Consider the following 17,526-nt stretch of genomic DNA (forward strand, 5'->3'; position numbering starts at 1 on the left):
CCCGCTGTAGAGACCGGACAAAACCGGTATAGATCGTGATGAATCGATCAATCGCGAAGTGGGAGACGCAATGTTCAAGTTTTTGTTTCGGGGCCGCGATAAAGATGCTGTGGTGGAAACCCAACGTCAAAGCTTCGAACGCATTGTGTCCGAGTTGAACGAGGCAATCGACGCATTGCCGGTCAAGCCAAGCGTGACGCTTGATCCTGAAAGCGGCCATATCACCCTGCACCTGCCGGAGCATATGCCCGATGAAGCGCTGGCCTTGCCTGCGCCGGAGGGTGATGCGACATCGGCGAACGAGACACCAGAGGCTGTGACGCAAGCAGCGGAGACGAAAGTCGCCTGACAGGTCAAGCTGCGGGAGACCCCTATACGGCCACGTCTGGGTGCACCGGCGTGGCCGATTTTTATTCACATTGCAGGAAAGTGGCCGATCTTGACCGCTAAATGACCGCGTCCACGCCGCTGACGTGCCGCATTGGTGCCGCGATTGCGGGTCAGGCATGGCGTTAACAAGTTTGAGAAGGTTAACGCTATGAAACGTCTGATACCCCTCGCTGCGGTTGCCGCTTTGGCACTGGCCGGTGCAGCAAGCGCCAAAACAGTGACCTATGTGGAAACTGTGACGCGCGCGGACGGCTCGCAAGTTGTGACGATCACCAAAGTGCGTGTGCCTTCAGAAGTGCAAGTCACCCGCGCGTCGCTTGAGCGGTCGCTGTTGCGGTCCAACCTGCGCTAGGGCGACAATCCATAGCCTTTCGGCCCGGTTTTCTGTGGCTGAAAGGACACATCGGATCTACTGATTCGGGGGCAATGACATAATTGCGCCCCATTGCTGTGTTTTGTTTCTACAAAAGAACCAAATAATAAACAAAAACAATACACTGCATGAGGCAGACAATGAGAGTAGTTCTGGTACTGGGCGCAATGTTGGCGCTGACAGCCTGCGGAGTCCCGGAATCCGAGGACGTGCAGGCTTCGCGAGGAGCCATACAGGGGCTCTATTTCATCCCGTTTGACCCCGAAATTCTGGAGAATTCTCCGGCTTGGGACGCGGCGTTGGAAGAGTACAAACGCGAGATGTAATTTCTGGGAAATGCCGGCAGGTCGGGGCGCGCTGAAAAGCGGCGCCCCTTTTTTGTGTTTGGCTACATCGAAAAAGACGTACCGCAGCCGCAAGATGATGTGGCGTTGGGGTTTTCGATCACGAAGCGCGCACCGATCAACTCTTCCGAGAAGTCGATAACTGCATTGGACAGGAAGGGCAGCGACACGGAATCCACCACCACCGTTTCCCCGTCTTTGGACAGGATCAGATCGTCCTCGGCGGGCGTGTCGAGCTTGATGTCATACTGAAAACCCGAACAACCGCCACCATCTACGGCGACGCGCAGGGCCTGGCCTTGACCGGACGCACCGATTTCGGCCAACCGCTCGAAAGCGCGGTCAGTGACTTTGGGGGGCAGGGTGAGTTCCATCGCTCGCATCCTATATGAGTGCGCGTTTGTCTAGAAGGTAAGGCGAGCGACGGGGTATCTCAAGACGTTCAGGCGTCAGACCGGAAAATTCTCGGTGTCGTCATCGTCGGAGGCAGAGGTGTCGGCCATGTCAAGATAGGCTTCGGCCTGCGCGCGGTCCTTGAACTCGAAGCTGCGGATGGTCATGCCAGGAATGATCTTGCCTTCCAGCATCGCCATGTCGCGGATCCATTTCTGGTCTGACACAAGGGCCACCTTTTTTACCTTGCCGATCACGGCGAACAACTGGGGCAGTCGTTTCATTTCTTCAAGGATCGCGCCGGCTTCAGGAAATTCGATGTCGTGGTATAGCGCCAGCATCCGGCCGTCGGCCATGGCGGAGGTCAATGGTAGCAAGGTATCAAGGCCGCTCGACATTTCCTCGGCGGTGATCTTTCCACCAATTTCAATTTTCAGAAGGTCGGGGGCAAGGGTCTCAACGGTGAACATGGTCTCGTGTCCTTTCGGGCAGGGGTAAGGTAGTCCTGTTCGCCCCTCATATATGGGCTTGGCTGCGGCGATCCGCAACGGGGTGCGCGCTCTCGTCACGGGGGGCACGGTGGTGTAGGACATAGGCGAAAAGAAGAACGAGGACACCGCAATGCTCGCCCCCTTTGCCTGCCATCCAAGTGAAAGCCGCGGACGGCTTTATCCGGAGGATGAAAGCACGTTCCGGTCCTGCTTCCAGCGCGACCGGGACCGGATTATTCACGCCAGCGCGTTCCGGCGTCTGAAGCACAAAACCCAAGTGTTTATCGAGCATGAGGGGGACTATTTCCGCACGCGGCTGACCCATTCGATCGAAGTGGCGCAGGTGGCGCGGACGATTGCGGGGGTGCTGGGGCTGAACGAGGAGCTGACCGAGGCTGTCGCCTTGGCGCATGATCTGGGCCACACACCGTTCGGGCATACCGGCGAGGAGGCGCTGGATGCGTTGATGGCGCCCTATGGTGGCTTTGATCACAACGCGCAGGCGCTGAAGATTGTGACTTCGCTGGAGCGTCACTATGCCGAATGGGACGGGCTGAACCTGACATGGGAGACGCTGGAGGGGATCGCGAAGCATAACGGGCCGGTAACCGGCAAATTGCCGTTTGCGCTGACTGAATACTCCGCGCGCCACGATCTGGAACTGGGCAGCTATGCCAGCGCCGAGGCGCAAGTGGCGGCTTTGGCGGATGACATCGCGTATAACAACCACGACCTCCATGACGGGTTGCGAGCCGAACTGTTCTCGACGGATGAATTGGCAGAGCTGCCGCTGGTTGGACCGTGCTTTGCGCGGGTGGATGCGCTGTATCCGGGGTTGAATTACTACCGCCGCCGCCATGAGGCGCTGCGCCGGTTCTTTGGTGTATTGGTCGAGGATGTGATCGCCGTGGCGAAAGCGCGGTTGGAGGAGTTGGGGCCGACATCGGTGTCTGATATTCGCGGAGCCGGGCGCGCTATGGTGCAGTTCTCGCCGGAAGTTTGGACCCAGCTAAAAGTGATCCGTGCGTTCTTGTTCACCCGCATGTACCGCGCCCCTGCCGTGGTGGAAATGCGCGTGCAGGTGACCCAAGTGGTCGATGAGCTGTTCCCGCTGTTCATGACGCAAACGGACCTGCTGCCCAAACAGTGGCGCAAGGATGTGGAAGACGCGGATGACGAGACCGCGTTGGCGCGGATTGTGGCGGATTACATTGCGGGGATGACGGACCGCTTTGCGTTGCAGGAGCACGAGCGGCTGATTGGCGGCGTTGCGGCGGACAGTTATGTGGTGGAACGCGGGTAGCAAGAATGGGCGCTGCGCGCGCTTGAAGTTTTGATGGGGGCGCTGCCCCCAAACCCCCGAGGTATTTTTGAAGCAATGATGGGGGTGGACCGTGCATCTGGGCATGGTAAACCGCGCGGGACTGATGAGGTGAGATGATGAACCTGTTTTCCGATATTCGTGCTGTTGTGATTGCATCGCTTGACGCGATGGTGGCAGCGGGCACGTTGCCCGAGGGGCTGGACTTTGCCAATGTGGCGGTCGAGCCGCCGCGTGACGCGGCGCATGGCGACATGGCGACCAATGCGGCGATGGTGTTGGCGAAACCTGCCAAGAAAAACCCGCGAGAGATTGCGGAGGCTTTGGCGGCCAAGCTGATGGCTGACGCCCGTGTGGCCTTGGCCGAAGTGGCCGGACCGGGGTTCTTGAACTTGCGTTTGGAAACGGGTGTTTGGTCGGGCGTGGTTCAGGGTGCACTCGAGACGGGGACGGATTTCGGGCGCTCCGACATGGGGGCGGGCCGGAAGGTGAACGTGGAATATGTCTCGGCCAACCCGACGGGGCCTTTGCATGTGGGCCACACCCGTGGTGCTGTGTTCGGGGACGCGCTGGCCTCGCTGCTGGACTATGCGGGCTACGATGTGACCCGCGAGTATTACATCAACGACGGTGGCGCGCAGGTCGATGTTTTGGCGCGGTCTGTCTATCTGCGCTATCTGGAAGCGCATGGACAAGACGTGGCGTTTGAGGATGGGACTTATCCCGGTGACTATCTGGTGGCAGTGGGCGAGGCGTTGAAAGCCAAGGTTGGCGATGCGTATGTGGGCGAAGGGGAAGACGTCTGGCTAGACGACGTGCGCGAATTTTCCACGGACGCGATGATGGAGCTGATCCGTGCCGATTTGGCGTCTTTGGGCGTCGAGATGGACGTGTTTTACTCGGAAAAATCGCTTTACGGCACTGGCCAGATCGAGGCGGCGATTGCTGATCTTAAAGGCAAAGACCTTATTTACCGTGGCACGCTGGAGCCGCCCAAAGGCAAGGTGCCGGAAGATTGGGAGCCGCGCGAACAGATGCTGTTCCGCTCCACTGCGCATGGCGATGACGTGGATCGCCCGATCCAGAAATCTGACGGAGCATGGACCTATTTCGCACCGGATATCGCCTATCACTACGACAAGGTGCAGCGCGGGTTTGACGAGCTGATCGACGTGTTCGGCGCAGATCATGGCGGCTATGTGAAGCGGATGAAAGCGGCGGTCTCGGCACTGTCGGATGGCCGCGTGCCGTTGGATATCAAGCTGACGCAACTGGTGCGCTTGTTCAAAAATGGCGAGCCGTTCAAGATGTCGAAACGGGCAGGGACCTTTGTGACCTTGCGCGATGTGGTCGATCTGGTCGGTGCGGATGTGACGCGCTTCGTGATGCTGACCCGTAAGCAGGATGCCCCCTTGGATTTCGACTTTGCCAAGGTGCTGGAACAGTCCAAGGATAACCCGGTTTTCTACGTGCAATATGCCCATGCGCGGGTGTGTTCGGTGCTGCGCAAGGCGCAGGCTGAAGGCTGGGGTACCTCTGATGCGGTGCTGGCCAAGGTGGACCTGTCGGGCAACACCCACGAGGCGGAGCTGAAGCTGGCGACGAAGCTGGCGGAATGGCCGCGTTTGGTGGAGATCGCGGCCCGCACGAACGAGCCGCATCGCATCGCGTTCTACCTTTATGAGCTGGCCGGAGAGCTGCATGCGCTGTGGAACCGGGGCAACGATGTACCGGAACTGCGCTTTTTGCAGGACAGTGAAAGCGCGAGTTTGCCAAAAATTGCCCTCGCACGTGCCACGGCGATTGTTATTTCCGCAGGTCTTGGTATTCTAGGCGTGGCTCCTGCCGAAGAGATGCGCTGACGTCTAATGATCCGCGCCCGGTCCAGGAGCCACGAGCAGGCTTAAAGACAGACCACCCGAAACCAATTCGGGGGCGGAGAGGCGAGTATGGCAGATATGGAATTCGGCGCGTTTGAGGCGCCTGCGACCCCGCAACAAGGGGGTTTTTCGCGTATGATGAACCTTGTGGGCGCTGGCAGCTCCGTGGTGTTGGTGCTTGGGTTGGCCGTTTGGGGCTATCAATTGACCGTGCGCGACGTCACCGATGTGCCTGTGATCCGCGCGCTGGAAGGACCGGCCCGTGTGCAACCCGCTGATCCCGGTGGTCAATTGGCGCAACATACTGGTTTGGCTGTAAATTCTGTGCAATCCGAAGGCGAGGCCGAAGGGCCGACACCGCAAGTGATCCTTGCGCCAGAGCCGATTGATTTGACGCAGGAAGACGCGATTGTTGCCTCACCGAGCGAAATTGAAGTCGAAGCCGAAGGCGTCGTGGAAGAAGCCGTAGGCACGATGGTGTCGCTGAACGGCGAGCTGCGCGACGATGATGATGTGGCCTCCGCTTTGGCGCTGGCGGACCGAATGGCCGACGGCGTGGAGCCGCTGGAAAGTACGGCCCCTGCCGAAGACAAGGCCGCGCTGAACCTTGCGCGCCCCATTCTTGACCCGAAAGTTCCGGGTGTGAGCCGCTCTCCCGTGCCAGCCCGAAAGCCGAAAGTTGATTTGGCAGCGTTGCAAGCGCAGGCTGCCGTCGCCTCCGCCGTATCGGCAGTGGGTGGCGGAGCGACGGAAGACGTCGATCCGGCGAGCATCGTATCGGGAACACGACTGGTGCAGTTGGGCGCGTTTGACGACGCGGAAACCGCACGCGCCGAATGGGATAAAATCGCTGCGCGGTTCGAGAACTATATCGACGGCAAGTCGCGGGTCATTCAGGAAGCCACCTCTGGTGGGCGGAAATTCTACCGCCTTCGCGCGGTCGGTTTCGACGATCTGAACGCCTCGCGCCGCTTTTGTGCGGTCCTTGTGGCCGGAAAAGCCGCGTGTATCCCCGTACTGGCCCGTTAAACGGTCCTTTGTTCGGTTTGTGCAAGTGCACGAAGCGAGCCTAGTTTAAGAGGTTCAAGCAATGCCCTCAGGCGCATACATTTTTGGCTGCGAGGGGGTGAAGCTCTCGGACGCGGAACGTCGCTTTTTTGCAAGCGCAAACCCTTGGGGATTTATCCTTTTTGCCCGAAATGTGGAAAATCGCGACCAATTATCGGCGCTTACGGCGGATTTGCGGGATGCTGTGGGCTGGAATGCTCCGGTCTTGATCGATCAGGAGGGCGGGCGCGTTCAGCGGATGCGGGCGCCGGAATGGCGGGAATATCCACCGGCCTTGGACCAGATGGACATGGCCGGACCGAACGCCGCGCGCGCAATGTATCTGCGCAACCGGATGATTGCCGAGGAGCTGTTCGAGGTCGGGATCGACGTGAACTGTGCGCCGTTGGCAGATGTGATCTGGCCCGAAAGCCACCCTGTGCTGCGCAACCGGTGCTATGGCTCGGACGTCGATACGGTGGTGGAGATGTGTCTTGCGACCGAGCAGGGCTTGTTGGACGGCGGCGTGCTTCCGGTGCTCAAACATATTCCTGGCTATGGCCGTGCGGTGGTTGACGGGCATAAGGATTTGCCACGGGTCGATGTTTCGCGCGACGAGCTCGACGCGCTGGACTTCGCGCCATTCAAACGGCTGACCCATATGGCGATGGGGATGACAGCGCATATCGTTTTCCCGTGCATTGATGATCTGCCCGCGACGACCTCTCCCAAGGCGATGAAGATGATCCGCGAAAATATCGGGTTCGACAATCTGATCATGACCGATGACATCTCCATGGAAGCGCTGTCTGGCACGGTGGCGGAGCGGGCGCGGGCCTCGCTGGATGCGGGCTGCGATATTGCGCTGCATTGCAACGGGAAGATGGCGGAAATGCAGGCTGTCGCGGATGTATGCGGACCGATGACGGACGCGATGGTCACGCGCGCAACGCGGGCAATCGCCTATCGCAAAACCCCAACAGATATTGACATTTCGGCGCTTGAAGCGGAGTTTCGCACCCTAGTTGCAAGGTAGCGCATGAGCGAGCAGGACCAGACCGGAATAGAGTGGGACGAGGGCACTGTCGAAGCGCGCTTGGCCGCCGAGGCGTTGATCGTCGATGTCGACGGGTTTGAAGGCCCGCTGGACCTGCTTTTGACCCTATCGCGGACGCAGAAAGTCGATCTGCGCAAGGTCTCGATCTTGCAATTGGCCGAGCAATATCTGGTCTTTATCGAACGCGCCAAGGCGCTGCGGTTGGAACTTGCTGCGGATTATCTGGTGATGGCGGCATGGCTGGCCTTCCTGAAATCCCGCCTGTTGTTGCCCCCTGATCCGTCAGAAGAAGGACCGTCGGGGGAAGAGCTTGCGGCGCATCTGGCTTTCCAGCTAGAGCGCTTGAGCGCGATGCGCGAGGCATCGGCCAAGCTGATGGCGCGCGACCAGTTGGGGCGTGATTTCTTTGCCCGTGGCCTGCCCGAAGACGTCACGCGGGTGCGCAAGGTGACCTATACGGCGACGTTGCTCGACCTGATGCAAGGCTATGCGCGGATTAAGACCAAGGATGAGTTCCGCCCCTTTGTGATGGACCGCGAGAAAGTGTTCACCATGGAACAGGCTTTGGACCGGATGCGCAGCCTGATCGGCTATGCGGGTGACTGGTCGGATCTGAATTCGTGGCTGCCGGATGGCTGGGAGACGGACCCGGTGAAGCGCCGCTCCGCGACGGCTGCGACCTTTGCAGCCTCGCTTGAGATGGTCAAGCAGGGGCAACTTGAACTGCGGCAGGGCGACGCCTTCGCCCCCATACAAATTCGCAAGAAGGGCAGTTAGATGTCTGAAGAACAAGAAGAATCCCTGTTCGAAGCCCCGCCCATGGGCGAGCAGGAGCGGATGGTGGAGGCAATTTTGTTTGCCTCGGTCGAGCCTGTGACGATCAGGGAATTGTCCGACCGTATGCCCCATGGGGCGGACCCTGCGGAAGCACTGGTTTACCTCAAGAAGCGCTATGAAGGGCGTGGCGTGCATCTGGTGCGCGTGGGCGACGCTTGGGCGATACGTACGGCGGGCGATCTGGGCTTTTTGATGCAGAAAGAGACCGTCGAGACGCGTAAACTGTCGCGCGCGGCGATCGAGACTTTGGCGATTGTGGCCTATCACCAGCCCGTCACCCGCGCCGAAATCGAAGAAATTCGCGGTGTGTCCGTGTCGCGTGGCACTGTGGACCAGTTGATTGAGATGGAATGGATCCGGTTCGGGCGTCGTCGCATGACACCGGGGCGGCCCGTGACCTTCGTGGTGACGCAAGGCTTCCTAGACCATTTCGGTCTGGAAAATGCCCGCGATCTGCCGGGGCTGAAAGAGCTGCGGTCTGCCGGATTGCTGGACAACCGACCTCTGCCCGGTGCCGCGATGGGCAGCGACGACGTGGACGACGAAGATGAAAGCCCGGAAGGCCAGAACGAGCTTTTCGAGGATTAAGCCCTATTTATAAGGGGCAACGCAGGAGAGGCGAGATGAACCAGATAATAAACATGGTGATCCGGATGGTCATGCGCCGCATGGTCAATTTGGGGATCAACAAGGGCATCGACGTGGCTGCCAAACGCGGGAAAGGCGGCAAGGATTTGACGCCCGAGCAACGCCAAGCGGCCGGACAGCAAACCAAACGCGCCAAGCAAGCGGTGCGGATGAGCCGCCGGATCGGGCGGTTTTAAAACAGCCTCATGTACGATCCCAAAGGAAACGGCAAAGACAAAGCTGTGCCGGAAGTGCAGTTTGTCGAGGCAGAGCCACCAAGCCACTTGCGTGGAATTGTTCACCGTTTTCTGGAGCTTAAGACGGATGGTACACTGCTTGCAGACTACCGTTTTCATGCGTTGCCGGATGCCTGTGCCTATATCGTTTTCGACCAGTTAGATCGAAAAGTCGCGGGGGTATCGAAGCTGCGCGCCGAGTCCGAAGAGTTCAACTTGGGCAAGCGGTTCCACTTCGTAAACATCCGCTTCTTGCCTGGTGTTTGGCAGGGCGATGAGGCGCAGGTCTCTCACGGAATGGTGGACGCGCCCTATGCGGGAGATTTGCCCCTGCTCGACATTAACCGTGACCTGTCGGATTGCGGTTTTGTCGACCAGCAAGCGATCTTGTCGCAGCTTGTCGAGGCTTTGATTGACGCCAAGCTGGTTGCGCCAAACCCCGTTACCGAGAAGGTATTCCAGCATCTCGACGACATTCACACAGTAGCAGACATGGCCGAGCTTTCGGACCTGTCGACGCGACAACTACAGCGAACGCTGAAACGGACCACCGGATTTGCTCCGCATGACTTCCTCAAGATTCTGCGATTACAGCAGGCATTGAACGGCAAGGACACGTGGTCTTATGCGGACCAGTCGCATTTTATCCATTCATTTCGGAAGGCTACAGGCTACACGCCAGGAAAGTACTCCCGAAAGTTTGATGTCTGATATCTACAATACGCGGCAACTCGGCTTTGTTAGATCAAGGACATGATCGACAAATAATGGAGTTGAAGATGTCTAAAATGAACGCAGTCGGATGGTTTGATATCTACGTGGACGACTTGGACCGTGCCGTGGCTTTTTACGAAACCGTATTGGGCCAGACGCTTGAAAAAATGGATGATCCCACAGGTCAGTCACAGATGATGAGCTTTCCTGCCGATATGGGGGCTTACGGGGCCGGTGGCGCTTTGACCAAGGCTGAATACGCCTCGCCGGGCGTCGGAGGCACGATCGTCTATTTCATGGTGGAAGACACCGCAGTGCAAGAAACGCGGGTCGCTGAAGCCGGAGGAGTGGTCATCCGACCGAAGTTTTCCATCGGAGAGTTCGGCTGGATTACCCTGTGCCAAGACACCGAGGGCAACATGGTTGGCTTCAACTCGATGAAATAGGGTTTTCTTGGCCCTAGTCTGACACCGATTTATTTCCACGGGCGGCTCTAACGGGCTGCCCGTGTTGCGTTATGCTGGCGTCTTGAAGTGCTTCGACAGTTTTAGGCCTTGGCCTTGGTAATTCGACTTGATGTCGGTGCCATAGAGCTGCGTCGGCACCTCGGACATATGTTCGTAAACCAAACGGCCCACGGTTTGACCGTGCTCCAAAACGAAAGGGGCCTCATGACAGCGCACTTCCAGCACCCCGCGCGAGCCTGTTCCACCTGCGGCGGAATAGCCGAAACCGGGGTCGAAGAAGCCCGCGTAATGCACGCGAAACTCGCCAACCATTGCAAGGTAGGGAGCCATTTCAGCGGCACAATTCGGTGGAATAACAATGCTTTGCTGGCTGACGAGGATATAGAATGCACCGGGATCAAGGATGATGCGGCCCTCATCGGTGCGCAGCTCCTCCCAGTAGTCCGACGGATCATAGTGGCCCAGCTTGTCTAGGTCGATCACGCCTGTATGCGGCTTGGCGCGGTAGCCGACCAGATCACCGCGTTCGGGCTTCAGATCGACCGAGAAGCCGAGACCGTCAGAGATCACCGCCTCGCCCGAGACGATGGGGGAGGTTGCGTGCAACCTGCGAAGTTCGTCGTCGTCCATGACGGTTTTACCGACGCGGAAGATGATTTGGTTGAGCATTTGGCCCGTGCGCGCCACGACCGAGAAGGAACGCGGGCAGATTTCCGCATAAAGCGGCCCGATATAGCCCGCAGGGACGCGGTCGAATTCCACGCCATAATCGGTAATTACACGGGTCAGAAGGTCCAGACGCCCGATGGAGGACTTGGCGGAAGCGGCGGCGGACATATCCTCGGCCAGAGCCAAGTGTTCGAGCAGCGGGACGACATAGACGCAGCCCTTTTCCAATACGGCCCCGTTGGTCAGGTCAATCTTGTGCATGGTGAAATCATGAAGGCGACGCTCCACCGGATGGTCACGGCCCGTCAGGAAAGAGGCGCGGACCCGGTAGGCATGGGTGCCAAGGCGCAAATCAAGGGATGCGGGCTGGATCTGGCCGTCGCTGATCGGCTCCTCGGCGGTAATCGCACCGGACTCGACCATTGCTTGCATTTGGTGATCGGCGAGCACGCCACGATTGAAATCAACCACTATCTTCCCCCTGGATACACGAAACGCCCGGCGCTTGAGCACACGGGCGTTTTGTTATTGGTCGGGCTAGCAGGACTCGAACCTGCGACCTTCCGTCCCCCAGACGGACGCGCTACCAGGCTGCGCCATAGCCCGACTAATGGCGTCATGTCATAGCCAAATTCCAAGCGGTGGCAAGGGCTTTGGCCAGAATATTGCGGAGCCGGAGGAAACATCGCGGCGCACAGCGGCCTATTGGCCGGACAGATCGCGGGCAAGCCGGTCGCGCAGCGCTTGCAGGCGGGCAACATGCGGTGCAAGCCCCTGTGCGCTTAGCTTTTGCGCAGGCGTGCCGCGCAGCTTGCGTTTGAGTGCTTGCGCCGCCAATTGCGCGTCGGAAAGCTGGAAGCCTTCCTGCGTTGGCTCGGGAGGCGGGGCCGCGTCGGCGGGGGGCGGAAGGGTTTTCTCCCGCGCGGCCACCTCTGGTGTGGGCTCTTTGTCGGCGACAGGCTCTTCTTCGGCCTCTGGGTGAGGCTCTTCCGGCTCGACTTGCGGTTGCGCGTCGGGCGTCGCGGCGGCATTTTCTGGCTCTGGCTCTGGCTCTGGCTCTGGCTCTGGCTCTGGCTCTGGCTCTGGCTCTGGCTCTGGCTCTGGCTCTGGCTCTGGCTCTGGCTCTGGCGCGGCTGCGACTTCAGGCTCCGGTTCCGGATCGGTGCGCGGTGGAAGCTCAACGATATTGTCGCCGCCGAACTGCGGTTCTTCTTCCACGTCGATGAACGGGGCCTCCGGTGCATCTTCCGGTACGTCCTGCTCGGCGGGTGGCTCAATATCTAGCGGCGCGCGCTCTTGCGAAGCCGGAGTTTCCTCTTTCGCATCGGCGTCCCAAGCGGCGACGGCCTCTTGATCTTCGGCGGGAAGTGTTTCCTCGGCCGGTGTCTCCTCCACCGCGTCCTCGACATCCGGAACGGCGGCTTTGCGTTGTGCGGTGCGTGGAGAGGCCGCCTCGTCAACGCTATCAAGGGAGGGCGACAGCGCTGCAACAACCTTGATGCCGTCTTCTTTGAGCATTTTTTGCACGCCGCGAATGGTCATGCCGTCGTCATGCAGCAGCTTCTTGATGCCGCCAATCAGCAGCATGTCGTCAGGGCGGTAGTAGCGGCGGCCACCTGCGCGCTTTACGGGTTTGATCTGGCTGAACTTGCTTTCCCAAAAGCGCAGCACATGAGCCGGCACATCTAGCCAGTCTGCCACTTCTGAAATGGTGCGGAACGCATCGCGGGCTTTGGTCGCCATAAAATCAGACCTCCCTTATCGGCGGGTCAGGACTTGTTGCCAGAGGCCACGCGATCTTTCATCAAATGCGACGGACGAAATGTCAGCACGCGGCGGGGATGGATCGGAACCTCTTCGCCCGTCTTGGGGTTGCGGCCGACCCTTGCGGACTTTTCACGGACCGAGAATGTGCCAAAAGACGAAATTTTAACCTGCTGTCCGGTGACAAGCGCGTCTGACATGTGCTTGAGCACACTTTCGACCAAATCGGCGCTTTCATTGCGCGATAGGCCGACCTCTCGGAACACGGCTTCGCTTAAATCCATGCGGGTCAATGTTTTGGCAGTCATGTCGTCCCCCTTGTCGTTGTTTTCAAGACGATAGGCTTGGGGGAATTTCCGAGTCAATATCAAGGGCTTGTATTGCACCCTTTATGCGCGCTTTAGGCGGGTTTTCCCCGTTCAGAGGCGCAAAACCACGGCACCCCATGCCAATCCGCCACCAATCGCCTCCATTACAAGCAACTGTCCCGGTGCAAATTTGCCTTCGGACTTGGCCACCGACAGGGCAAGGGGAATCGATGCGGCAGAGGTGTTTCCGTGGTCCTGAACGGTCACGACGACCTGATCCATGGGGATATTCATCTTGGTGGCAGTCGCCTTGATGATGCGCAAATTGGCTTGGTGTGGCACGACCCAATCGACATCCGCGTCGCTCAATCCGGCTTTCCCAAGCGCGGTTTCGGCGGTTTTCGCGAGCTTCTCGACGGCGTGGCGGAAGACTTCCTTGCCTTGCATCACCAATACGCCGGTGGTCTGGGTCTTGGAGACGCCGCCATCGACATAAAGCAGGTCGCGGTAGGTTCCGTCAGAGTTCAGGTCAGTGGCGAGGATGCCTGCATCTTGCGGGGTCCCATCACCCTCTACGGCTTCCAGAACCACGGCACCGGCACCGTCGCCGAACAGAACGCAAGTGGTCCGGTCTTCCCAGTTCATGATGCGCGAGAAGGTCTCCGCACCGATGACCAGCACCCGCTTGGCCTGACCGGATTTGATCAGCGCGTCGGCGTTGGACATGGCAAAGACGAAGCCCGCGCAGACGGCTTGCACATCGAAGGCAAAGCCGCTTTTCATGCCAAGATTACCTTGGACCATGGTCGCGACAGAGGGAAAAGTTGTGTCGGGGGTCGAGGTGGCGACGACGATCGCGTCCAGCGTTTCGGGGTCCATGCCCGCATCTGCAAGCGCTGCGCGCGCGGCTTCGGTGGCCAGATCGGAGGTGGTTTGCCCTTCGGCAGCGAAGTGACGGCGCTCAATGCCAGATCGGGACTTGATCCACGCGTCGCTGGTTTCCATCCAAGTTTCAAACTCGGCGTTTTCGACGACGCGTTCGGGCAGGGCGTGGCCCATGCCACGCAAAACGGACCGGATCATGCTCATGTGTTGGATTTGCCCTTTGTCGCATCCGGCGTTTTCAAAGCCGGTTCTGAAGATTGACCCGCTTCGGTAATGGATGCAACCCGCGCCGCCAGCTTCTCACCAAAACCTGATTGAGCCAGCTGCACCGCCAGTTTGATCGCCGCCGATACGCCAGTGGCATCCGCCGACCCGTGGGATTTTACCACGGTGCCGTTGAGGCCCAAAAACACCCCGCCATTCGCCTGACGCGGGTCGATACGTTTTTTGAGCCGCTGCAAGGCCGGATAAGCGAGCAAGGCCGCGAAGCGCGAGAAGACCGAATGCTGGAACGACTCACGCATCCTGCCGGAAATCAGGCTCGCCGTGCCTTCGGCGGTTTTAAGGGCGACGTTGCCGGTAAATCCGTCGGTCACGATCACATCGACGCGGTCAGACGGGATGTCGCCACCTTCGATGAAGCCGACATATTCGAAGTCATTGTACTTTGCCGCGGCCTCGATCATCTCGTGGGCGACCTTAAGTTCTGCGCGGCCTTTATGCTCCTCGGTGCCCACATTCAGCAGCCCGATGCGCGGGCGGGCGAGGCCGAAGCCGTTGCGGGCGTAGCTGAGACCCATAAGGGCGTATTGTAGCAAATCATCCTGATCGGCGCGTATATCGGCGCCGACGTCAAGCATCACGTTGAAGCCGGAGGGATTGCGCGACGGCCAGAGGCAGGCAATGGCGGGGCGGTTTACACCTGCCACCTTGCGCAGCCGGATCATGGAGACCGCCATCAGCGCGCCGGTATTTCCGCAGCTGACACAGACAGTGGCGTCACCCGCGCGCACGGCGTCGATGGCCGACCACATTGACGTGTTCTTGCCGTGCCGCATCACATGGGACGGCTTCTCATGCATGGTGACCACATCATCGGTGTGGCGAATATCGCAGCGGTCCGTGATGCCGCGTTTTGCGATGTGTTTCTCCAGCTCGGCGCTGTCGCCGTGCACGATGAAGCGAAGATCGGGGTTTATTGCGGCAGACTTTGCCATACCCTCAACGACAACGGCGGGGCCCAAGTCCCCGCCCATAGCGTCAATAGAAATGACTGTGTCAGTTGAACTCACCGGAAGCCTGCCTGTTTGCCGCATTATTGTTGCGACGCAGCCTAGGCTTAAGCGGCGTCGTCGTCCAGATCGACTTCGTTCGCCAGAGCGACAACTTCGCGCTCTGCATAGTGGCCGCAAGACGGGCAAACGTGGTGTGGGCGTTTCAGCTCACCGCAGTTGCTGCACTCGTTCGGGTTCGCAGCCACCAGCGCGTCATGGGCGCGGCGATTGTTGCGGCGCGACTTGGATACTTTATTCTGCTGGACGGCCATGTCTCAACCTTTGGTGTTTAAGGGGCCATCGTTGGCCCGTGTGTCAATGTAGCGTCTGTCGACGGCGTTCCGTGGGCGTCTAACGCCTCAGGCGCGGCACGTCCAGAGCCATAATCTCAAGAAGCGCGGAAAATACCCATTCCGTTGCGTTTGGCAAGAGATTCGCGACGCTTATGTGCGGGACTAGTGTTTGTCTGGGTTTTCCAGCTTGGCTTTCAGCGAGGCAAGACCCGCAAAAGGCTTCACATCTTCGTCAGTCATTGCTTCCGCACCGGGTTCGGTGAAATCAGTTTGGGCAAGTTTCGCGCCGTCAATGCGTGGGTAGCGCGGAACGGCCAGCGCAAGGGCCTCGGCCGCGACTTCTGCGATGTCGATCGCGTCCGGCAGCGGCTCGGAGACGTCGTCGCCATCCATTTCGGCCTCCGCATCTGTCGGGGGCTGCCAGTCAGACAGGTACTGGCGCAACACCGGCTCCTCAATGCGTGTGGTCACAGGCTCCAGCGTTACAACGCAGGGTTGCACGACCGTTGCACCAAAACGGGCCTCCAGACGCCAGTCCTTGTTACCAAGCGGCTGGAGCGTTCCTTCCAGCCGCATTTTGCGCAGGGCGCTCAGGTCCATCTCCTCGGCCAACTGCGCCATCGCGTCGGTATCGGGGATGTAACTGATCTGGGTGGCTTTGCGGCTGGGCAGGTCTGCGAGCCGTAGGAGAGTTGTCTTAGCCATAGGAGAGCTATCTTTCTTGATCACTTGCGCGTCCTTCTGTAAGTCCTTCTCTAAGCCTTTGGGCCCGAGTAGAGCAAGACACGAACAAAAAACGGGGGTCGCGCATGCGGCACGGTGAGAACAAGCAGGCCTCGCGGCTGGTGAAGCTGGTCGCAGCGACGGTACTGCTGGTCGTGGCAGGCTGCTCCGAGATCATCCGCAATCACGGGTATATCCCGATTGAAGAGGACCTGCAGTCGCTGACTGTCGGCGTCGACACACGCGGAACCGTTGAAGAGCTTGTTGGCAAGCCGTCCTCGTCCGGTGTCTTACGCGGTGGTGACTGGTTCTATGTGGGCAGCAAAATGCGCCACTACGCCTACAAGAAGCCTCAGGAAATTGATCGTCAGGTCGTCGCCTTGCGCTTTAGCGGTGATGATGTGCTGCAAAATGTGGAACGGTTCGGGCTGGAAGACGGTCGTGTCGTTACGCTGTCGCGCCGCGTCACCGAAACCACGGTGCGCGATGTGACCTTCATTCGCCAGATCATCCGCAACTTCGGCCGGATCGACTTGGGTGAGGCGCTGGGCGACAACTAATCCTGCCCTAACCGGCCTTCCAGACCGACGCGTCCTTGCGTAAGTGCTTGTATGATACTTAGGTAATTGGAAGAAAGTGGCCTCACCAATGGGGTCACTGGTGCCGGAGGTCGATAGATATGCCGTTGCTGAGCAAAGGCCGCTATGTCGCCCGCTTTGCGGAAGGCCCCGCCGATGTCGACGCAACCCAACGTCTGCGCGCGCTGGTGTTTCGCAACGCGCCCGCCGGACTTGATGCCGACGATTTTGACGACCAGTGTTTGCACATGCTGGTTGAAGACGTGTCGAGCAATACGCTGGTCTGCTGCTTCCGCCTGATGCCACTGGATAACGGACGCGCCATCGAGCAGAGCTATTCCGCCCAGCATTACGGCCTGTCCAAACTGGCAAAATTCGAAGGTGCGATGGTCGAAATGGGCCGGTTTTGCGTGCACCCGGACCATGCCGATCCCGACATCCTGCGCGTCGCGTGGGGGGCGCTGACCAAATATGTGGACGAGGCAGGGGTGGAGATGCTTTTCGGCTGCTCATCCTTCAAAGGAACCTCGGAGGTGGCCTATCTGGACGCGTTTTCGTTGCTAAAAGACCGCCACTTGGCCCCCAAACGCTGGTTGCCGCGGGTCAAAGCGCCTTTCGTGTTTCCGTTTGCCCGCAAGCTGCGGTTGATGCGACCTGACCTGAAGGCCGCGATGAGTGCGATGCCGCCCTTGTTGCGCACCTACCTGATGATGGGTGGCTGGGGCAGCGATCATGCGGTGGTCGATCGCGACCTGAACACCCTGCATGTCTTTACGGGGCTGGAAATCAGCGCGATTCCCCCCGCCCGCAAGAAGCTTTTACGTGCCATCGCAGGGTGATGTGTTGACGCCATTG

Annotated in this window: 23 protein-coding genes and 1 tRNA gene; 14 read left to right on the plus strand and 10 right to left on the minus strand. The window is 59.3% G+C overall.

The window, feature by feature from the left end; all coding sequences use genetic code 11:
- The first annotated feature begins 70 nt into the window (after positions 1 to 70).
- The 3 genes from BDE40_RS02635 to BDE40_RS02645 all read left to right on the plus strand — a co-directional run bounded on the left by BDE40_RS02635 (position 71) and on the right by BDE40_RS02645 (position 1,089).
- A complete protein-coding gene (locus BDE40_RS02635; protein ID WP_134012581.1) occupies positions 71 to 349 on the plus strand; it encodes a hypothetical protein in 279 nt (92 codons plus the stop codon).
- 189 nt (positions 350 to 538) lie between these two features.
- Complete coding sequence (locus BDE40_RS02640) at positions 539 to 742, plus strand: hypothetical protein (protein WP_073146156.1); 204 nt, start codon at positions 539 to 541, stop codon at positions 740 to 742.
- Between the two features lie 161 nt (positions 743 to 903).
- Positions 904 to 1,089 (plus strand): hypothetical protein, encoded by a 186-nt coding sequence (locus BDE40_RS02645; protein WP_073146155.1) that lies wholly within the window; start codon positions 904 to 906, stop codon positions 1,087 to 1,089.
- 62 nt (positions 1,090 to 1,151) lie between these two features.
- Here BDE40_RS02645 and BDE40_RS02650 read toward each other — a convergent pair whose 3' ends face one another.
- Both BDE40_RS02650 and BDE40_RS02655 read right to left on the minus strand, forming a co-directional pair.
- Positions 1,152 to 1,481 (minus strand): HesB/IscA family protein, encoded by a 330-nt coding sequence (locus tag BDE40_RS02650; RefSeq protein WP_073146154.1) that lies wholly within the window; start codon positions 1,479 to 1,481, stop codon positions 1,152 to 1,154.
- A gap of 75 nt (positions 1,482 to 1,556) precedes the next feature.
- A complete protein-coding gene (locus BDE40_RS02655; RefSeq protein WP_162848015.1) occupies positions 1,557 to 1,970 on the minus strand; it encodes a SpoIIAA family protein in 414 nt (137 codons plus the stop codon).
- Between the two features lie 151 nt (positions 1,971 to 2,121).
- Here BDE40_RS02655 and BDE40_RS02660 point away from each other — a divergent pair, with 151 nt between their 5' ends.
- From BDE40_RS02660 to BDE40_RS02700, 9 genes are all read left to right on the plus strand, one after another.
- A complete protein-coding gene (locus BDE40_RS02660; RefSeq protein ID WP_134012585.1) occupies positions 2,122 to 3,294 on the plus strand; it encodes a deoxyguanosinetriphosphate triphosphohydrolase in 1,173 nt (390 codons plus the stop codon).
- A 137-nt stretch (positions 3,295 to 3,431) separates the two neighbouring features.
- Positions 3,432 to 5,174: an arginine--tRNA ligase gene (argS, locus tag BDE40_RS02665; protein ID WP_134013742.1), complete on the plus strand. Its 1,743-nt coding sequence runs from the start codon at positions 3,432 to 3,434 to the stop codon at positions 5,172 to 5,174.
- Positions 5,175 to 5,261: 87 nt separating this feature from the next.
- Complete coding sequence (locus BDE40_RS02670; RefSeq protein WP_134012587.1) at positions 5,262 to 6,221, plus strand: SPOR domain-containing protein; 960 nt, start codon at positions 5,262 to 5,264, stop codon at positions 6,219 to 6,221.
- Between the two features lie 61 nt (positions 6,222 to 6,282).
- Positions 6,283 to 7,275: a glycoside hydrolase family 3 N-terminal domain-containing protein gene (locus tag BDE40_RS02675; protein WP_134012589.1), complete on the plus strand. Its 993-nt coding sequence runs from the start codon at positions 6,283 to 6,285 to the stop codon at positions 7,273 to 7,275.
- 3 nt (positions 7,276 to 7,278) lie between these two features.
- On the plus strand, positions 7,279 to 8,073 hold the full coding sequence (locus BDE40_RS02680; RefSeq protein WP_134012591.1) for a segregation and condensation protein A: 795 nt from the start codon (positions 7,279 to 7,281) through the stop codon (positions 8,071 to 8,073).
- The gene (gene scpB, locus BDE40_RS02685) at positions 8,074 to 8,721 is read left to right on the plus strand and encodes an SMC-Scp complex subunit ScpB (protein ID WP_134012593.1); all 648 of its coding nucleotides are present in this window, start codon (positions 8,074 to 8,076) and stop codon (positions 8,719 to 8,721) included.
- Between the two features lie 35 nt (positions 8,722 to 8,756).
- The gene (locus tag BDE40_RS02690) at positions 8,757 to 8,957 is read left to right on the plus strand and encodes a hypothetical protein (protein WP_134012595.1); all 201 of its coding nucleotides are present in this window, start codon (positions 8,757 to 8,759) and stop codon (positions 8,955 to 8,957) included.
- A 9-nt stretch (positions 8,958 to 8,966) separates the two neighbouring features.
- Positions 8,967 to 9,707 (plus strand): helix-turn-helix domain-containing protein, encoded by a 741-nt coding sequence (locus tag BDE40_RS02695; RefSeq protein ID WP_134012597.1) that lies wholly within the window; start codon positions 8,967 to 8,969, stop codon positions 9,705 to 9,707.
- A gap of 68 nt (positions 9,708 to 9,775) precedes the next feature.
- The gene (locus BDE40_RS02700) at positions 9,776 to 10,156 is read left to right on the plus strand and encodes a VOC family protein (RefSeq protein ID WP_134012599.1); all 381 of its coding nucleotides are present in this window, start codon (positions 9,776 to 9,778) and stop codon (positions 10,154 to 10,156) included.
- Between the two features lie 69 nt (positions 10,157 to 10,225).
- Here BDE40_RS02700 and BDE40_RS02705 read toward each other — a convergent pair whose 3' ends face one another.
- The 8 genes from BDE40_RS02705 to BDE40_RS02740 form a co-directional block, all read right to left on the minus strand.
- The gene (locus tag BDE40_RS02705) at positions 10,226 to 11,317 is read right to left on the minus strand and encodes a 2'-deoxycytidine 5'-triphosphate deaminase (protein WP_281275419.1); all 1,092 of its coding nucleotides are present in this window, start codon (positions 11,315 to 11,317) and stop codon (positions 10,226 to 10,228) included.
- Between the two features lie 58 nt (positions 11,318 to 11,375).
- Positions 11,376 to 11,452, minus strand: a tRNA-Pro gene (locus BDE40_RS02710).
- 96 nt (positions 11,453 to 11,548) lie between these two features.
- On the minus strand, positions 11,549 to 12,589 hold the full coding sequence (locus tag BDE40_RS02715; RefSeq protein ID WP_134012601.1) for a MerR family transcriptional regulator: 1,041 nt from the start codon (positions 12,587 to 12,589) through the stop codon (positions 11,549 to 11,551).
- A 26-nt stretch (positions 12,590 to 12,615) separates the two neighbouring features.
- Entirely contained in the window at positions 12,616 to 12,918 is a 303-nt protein-coding gene (gene ihfA / locus BDE40_RS02720; protein WP_073141637.1) for an integration host factor subunit alpha, read from the minus strand.
- A 111-nt stretch (positions 12,919 to 13,029) separates the two neighbouring features.
- Positions 13,030 to 14,001, minus strand: coding sequence for a beta-ketoacyl-ACP synthase III (locus BDE40_RS02725; RefSeq protein ID WP_134012603.1), 972 nt, complete (start codon positions 13,999 to 14,001; stop codon positions 13,030 to 13,032).
- 2 nt (positions 14,002 to 14,003) lie between these two features.
- Entirely contained in the window at positions 14,004 to 15,119 is a 1,116-nt protein-coding gene (plsX, locus tag BDE40_RS02730) for a phosphate acyltransferase PlsX (protein WP_134012605.1), read from the minus strand.
- 23 nt (positions 15,120 to 15,142) lie between these two features.
- Positions 15,143 to 15,349 carry a 50S ribosomal protein L32 gene (rpmF, locus tag BDE40_RS02735; RefSeq protein WP_073140558.1) on the minus strand — a complete coding sequence of 69 codons (207 nt, stop codon included), beginning with the start codon at positions 15,347 to 15,349 and terminating at the stop codon, positions 15,143 to 15,145.
- Between the two features lie 183 nt (positions 15,350 to 15,532).
- Positions 15,533 to 16,075, minus strand: a complete 543-nt coding sequence (locus tag BDE40_RS02740; protein ID WP_134012607.1) for a YceD family protein — start codon at positions 16,073 to 16,075, stop codon at positions 15,533 to 15,535.
- A 104-nt stretch (positions 16,076 to 16,179) separates the two neighbouring features.
- On the opposite strand from BDE40_RS02740, the gene BDE40_RS02745 reads away from it, so the two are divergent.
- Together BDE40_RS02745 and BDE40_RS02750 are read left to right on the plus strand one after the other, a co-directional pair.
- The gene (locus BDE40_RS02745) at positions 16,180 to 16,653 is read left to right on the plus strand and encodes an outer membrane protein assembly factor BamE (protein ID WP_134012609.1); all 474 of its coding nucleotides are present in this window, start codon (positions 16,180 to 16,182) and stop codon (positions 16,651 to 16,653) included.
- 119 nt (positions 16,654 to 16,772) lie between these two features.
- Complete coding sequence (locus BDE40_RS02750) at positions 16,773 to 17,510, plus strand: GNAT family N-acetyltransferase (RefSeq protein WP_134012611.1); 738 nt, start codon at positions 16,773 to 16,775, stop codon at positions 17,508 to 17,510.
- The last annotated feature ends 16 nt before the right edge of the window (positions 17,511 to 17,526 follow it).

The organism is Litoreibacter halocynthiae (genome assembly GCF_004365635.1).
Classification (GTDB): domain Bacteria; phylum Pseudomonadota; class Alphaproteobacteria; order Rhodobacterales; family Rhodobacteraceae; genus Litoreibacter; species Litoreibacter halocynthiae.

What these genes read in the sequence shown, in the direction of transcription:
- BDE40_RS02635 (WP_134012581.1), top strand. Translation starts at nt 71, where the DNA reads ATGTTCAAGTTTTTGTTTCGGGGCCGCGATAAAGATGCTGTGGTGGAA.
- BDE40_RS02640 (WP_073146156.1), top strand. Translation starts at nt 539, where the DNA reads ATGAAACGTCTGATACCCCTCGCTGCGGTTGCCGCTTTGGCACTGGCC.
- BDE40_RS02645 (WP_073146155.1), top strand. Translation starts at nt 904, where the DNA reads ATGAGAGTAGTTCTGGTACTGGGCGCAATGTTGGCGCTGACAGCCTGC.
- BDE40_RS02650 (WP_073146154.1), bottom strand. Translation starts at nt 1,481, where the DNA reads ATGGAACTCACCCTGCCCCCCAAAGTCACTGACCGCGCTTTCGAGCGG.
- BDE40_RS02655 (WP_162848015.1), bottom strand. Translation starts at nt 1,970, where the DNA reads ATGTTCACCGTTGAGACCCTTGCCCCCGACCTTCTGAAAATTGAAATT.
- BDE40_RS02660 (WP_134012585.1), top strand. Translation starts at nt 2,122, where the DNA reads ATGCTCGCCCCCTTTGCCTGCCATCCAAGTGAAAGCCGCGGACGGCTT.
- argS (WP_134013742.1), top strand. Translation starts at nt 3,432, where the DNA reads ATGAACCTGTTTTCCGATATTCGTGCTGTTGTGATTGCATCGCTTGAC.
- BDE40_RS02670 (WP_134012587.1), top strand. Translation starts at nt 5,262, where the DNA reads ATGGCAGATATGGAATTCGGCGCGTTTGAGGCGCCTGCGACCCCGCAA.
- BDE40_RS02675 (WP_134012589.1), top strand. Translation starts at nt 6,283, where the DNA reads ATGCCCTCAGGCGCATACATTTTTGGCTGCGAGGGGGTGAAGCTCTCG.
- BDE40_RS02680 (WP_134012591.1), top strand. Translation starts at nt 7,279, where the DNA reads ATGAGCGAGCAGGACCAGACCGGAATAGAGTGGGACGAGGGCACTGTC.
- scpB (WP_134012593.1), top strand. Translation starts at nt 8,074, where the DNA reads ATGTCTGAAGAACAAGAAGAATCCCTGTTCGAAGCCCCGCCCATGGGC.
- BDE40_RS02690 (WP_134012595.1), top strand. Translation starts at nt 8,757, where the DNA reads ATGAACCAGATAATAAACATGGTGATCCGGATGGTCATGCGCCGCATG.
- BDE40_RS02695 (WP_134012597.1), top strand. Translation starts at nt 8,967, where the DNA reads ATGTACGATCCCAAAGGAAACGGCAAAGACAAAGCTGTGCCGGAAGTG.
- BDE40_RS02700 (WP_134012599.1), top strand. Translation starts at nt 9,776, where the DNA reads ATGTCTAAAATGAACGCAGTCGGATGGTTTGATATCTACGTGGACGAC.
- BDE40_RS02715 (WP_134012601.1), bottom strand. Translation starts at nt 12,589, where the DNA reads ATGGCGACCAAAGCCCGCGATGCGTTCCGCACCATTTCAGAAGTGGCA.
- ihfA (WP_073141637.1), bottom strand. Translation starts at nt 12,918, where the DNA reads ATGACTGCCAAAACATTGACCCGCATGGATTTAAGCGAAGCCGTGTTC.
- BDE40_RS02725 (WP_134012603.1), bottom strand. Translation starts at nt 14,001, where the DNA reads ATGATCCGGTCCGTTTTGCGTGGCATGGGCCACGCCCTGCCCGAACGC.
- plsX (WP_134012605.1), bottom strand. Translation starts at nt 15,119, where the DNA reads ATGCGGCAAACAGGCAGGCTTCCGGTGAGTTCAACTGACACAGTCATT.
- rpmF (WP_073140558.1), bottom strand. Translation starts at nt 15,349, where the DNA reads ATGGCCGTCCAGCAGAATAAAGTATCCAAGTCGCGCCGCAACAATCGC.
- BDE40_RS02740 (WP_134012607.1), bottom strand. Translation starts at nt 16,075, where the DNA reads ATGGCTAAGACAACTCTCCTACGGCTCGCAGACCTGCCCAGCCGCAAA.
- BDE40_RS02745 (WP_134012609.1), top strand. Translation starts at nt 16,180, where the DNA reads ATGCGGCACGGTGAGAACAAGCAGGCCTCGCGGCTGGTGAAGCTGGTC.
- BDE40_RS02750 (WP_134012611.1), top strand. Translation starts at nt 16,773, where the DNA reads ATGCCGTTGCTGAGCAAAGGCCGCTATGTCGCCCGCTTTGCGGAAGGC.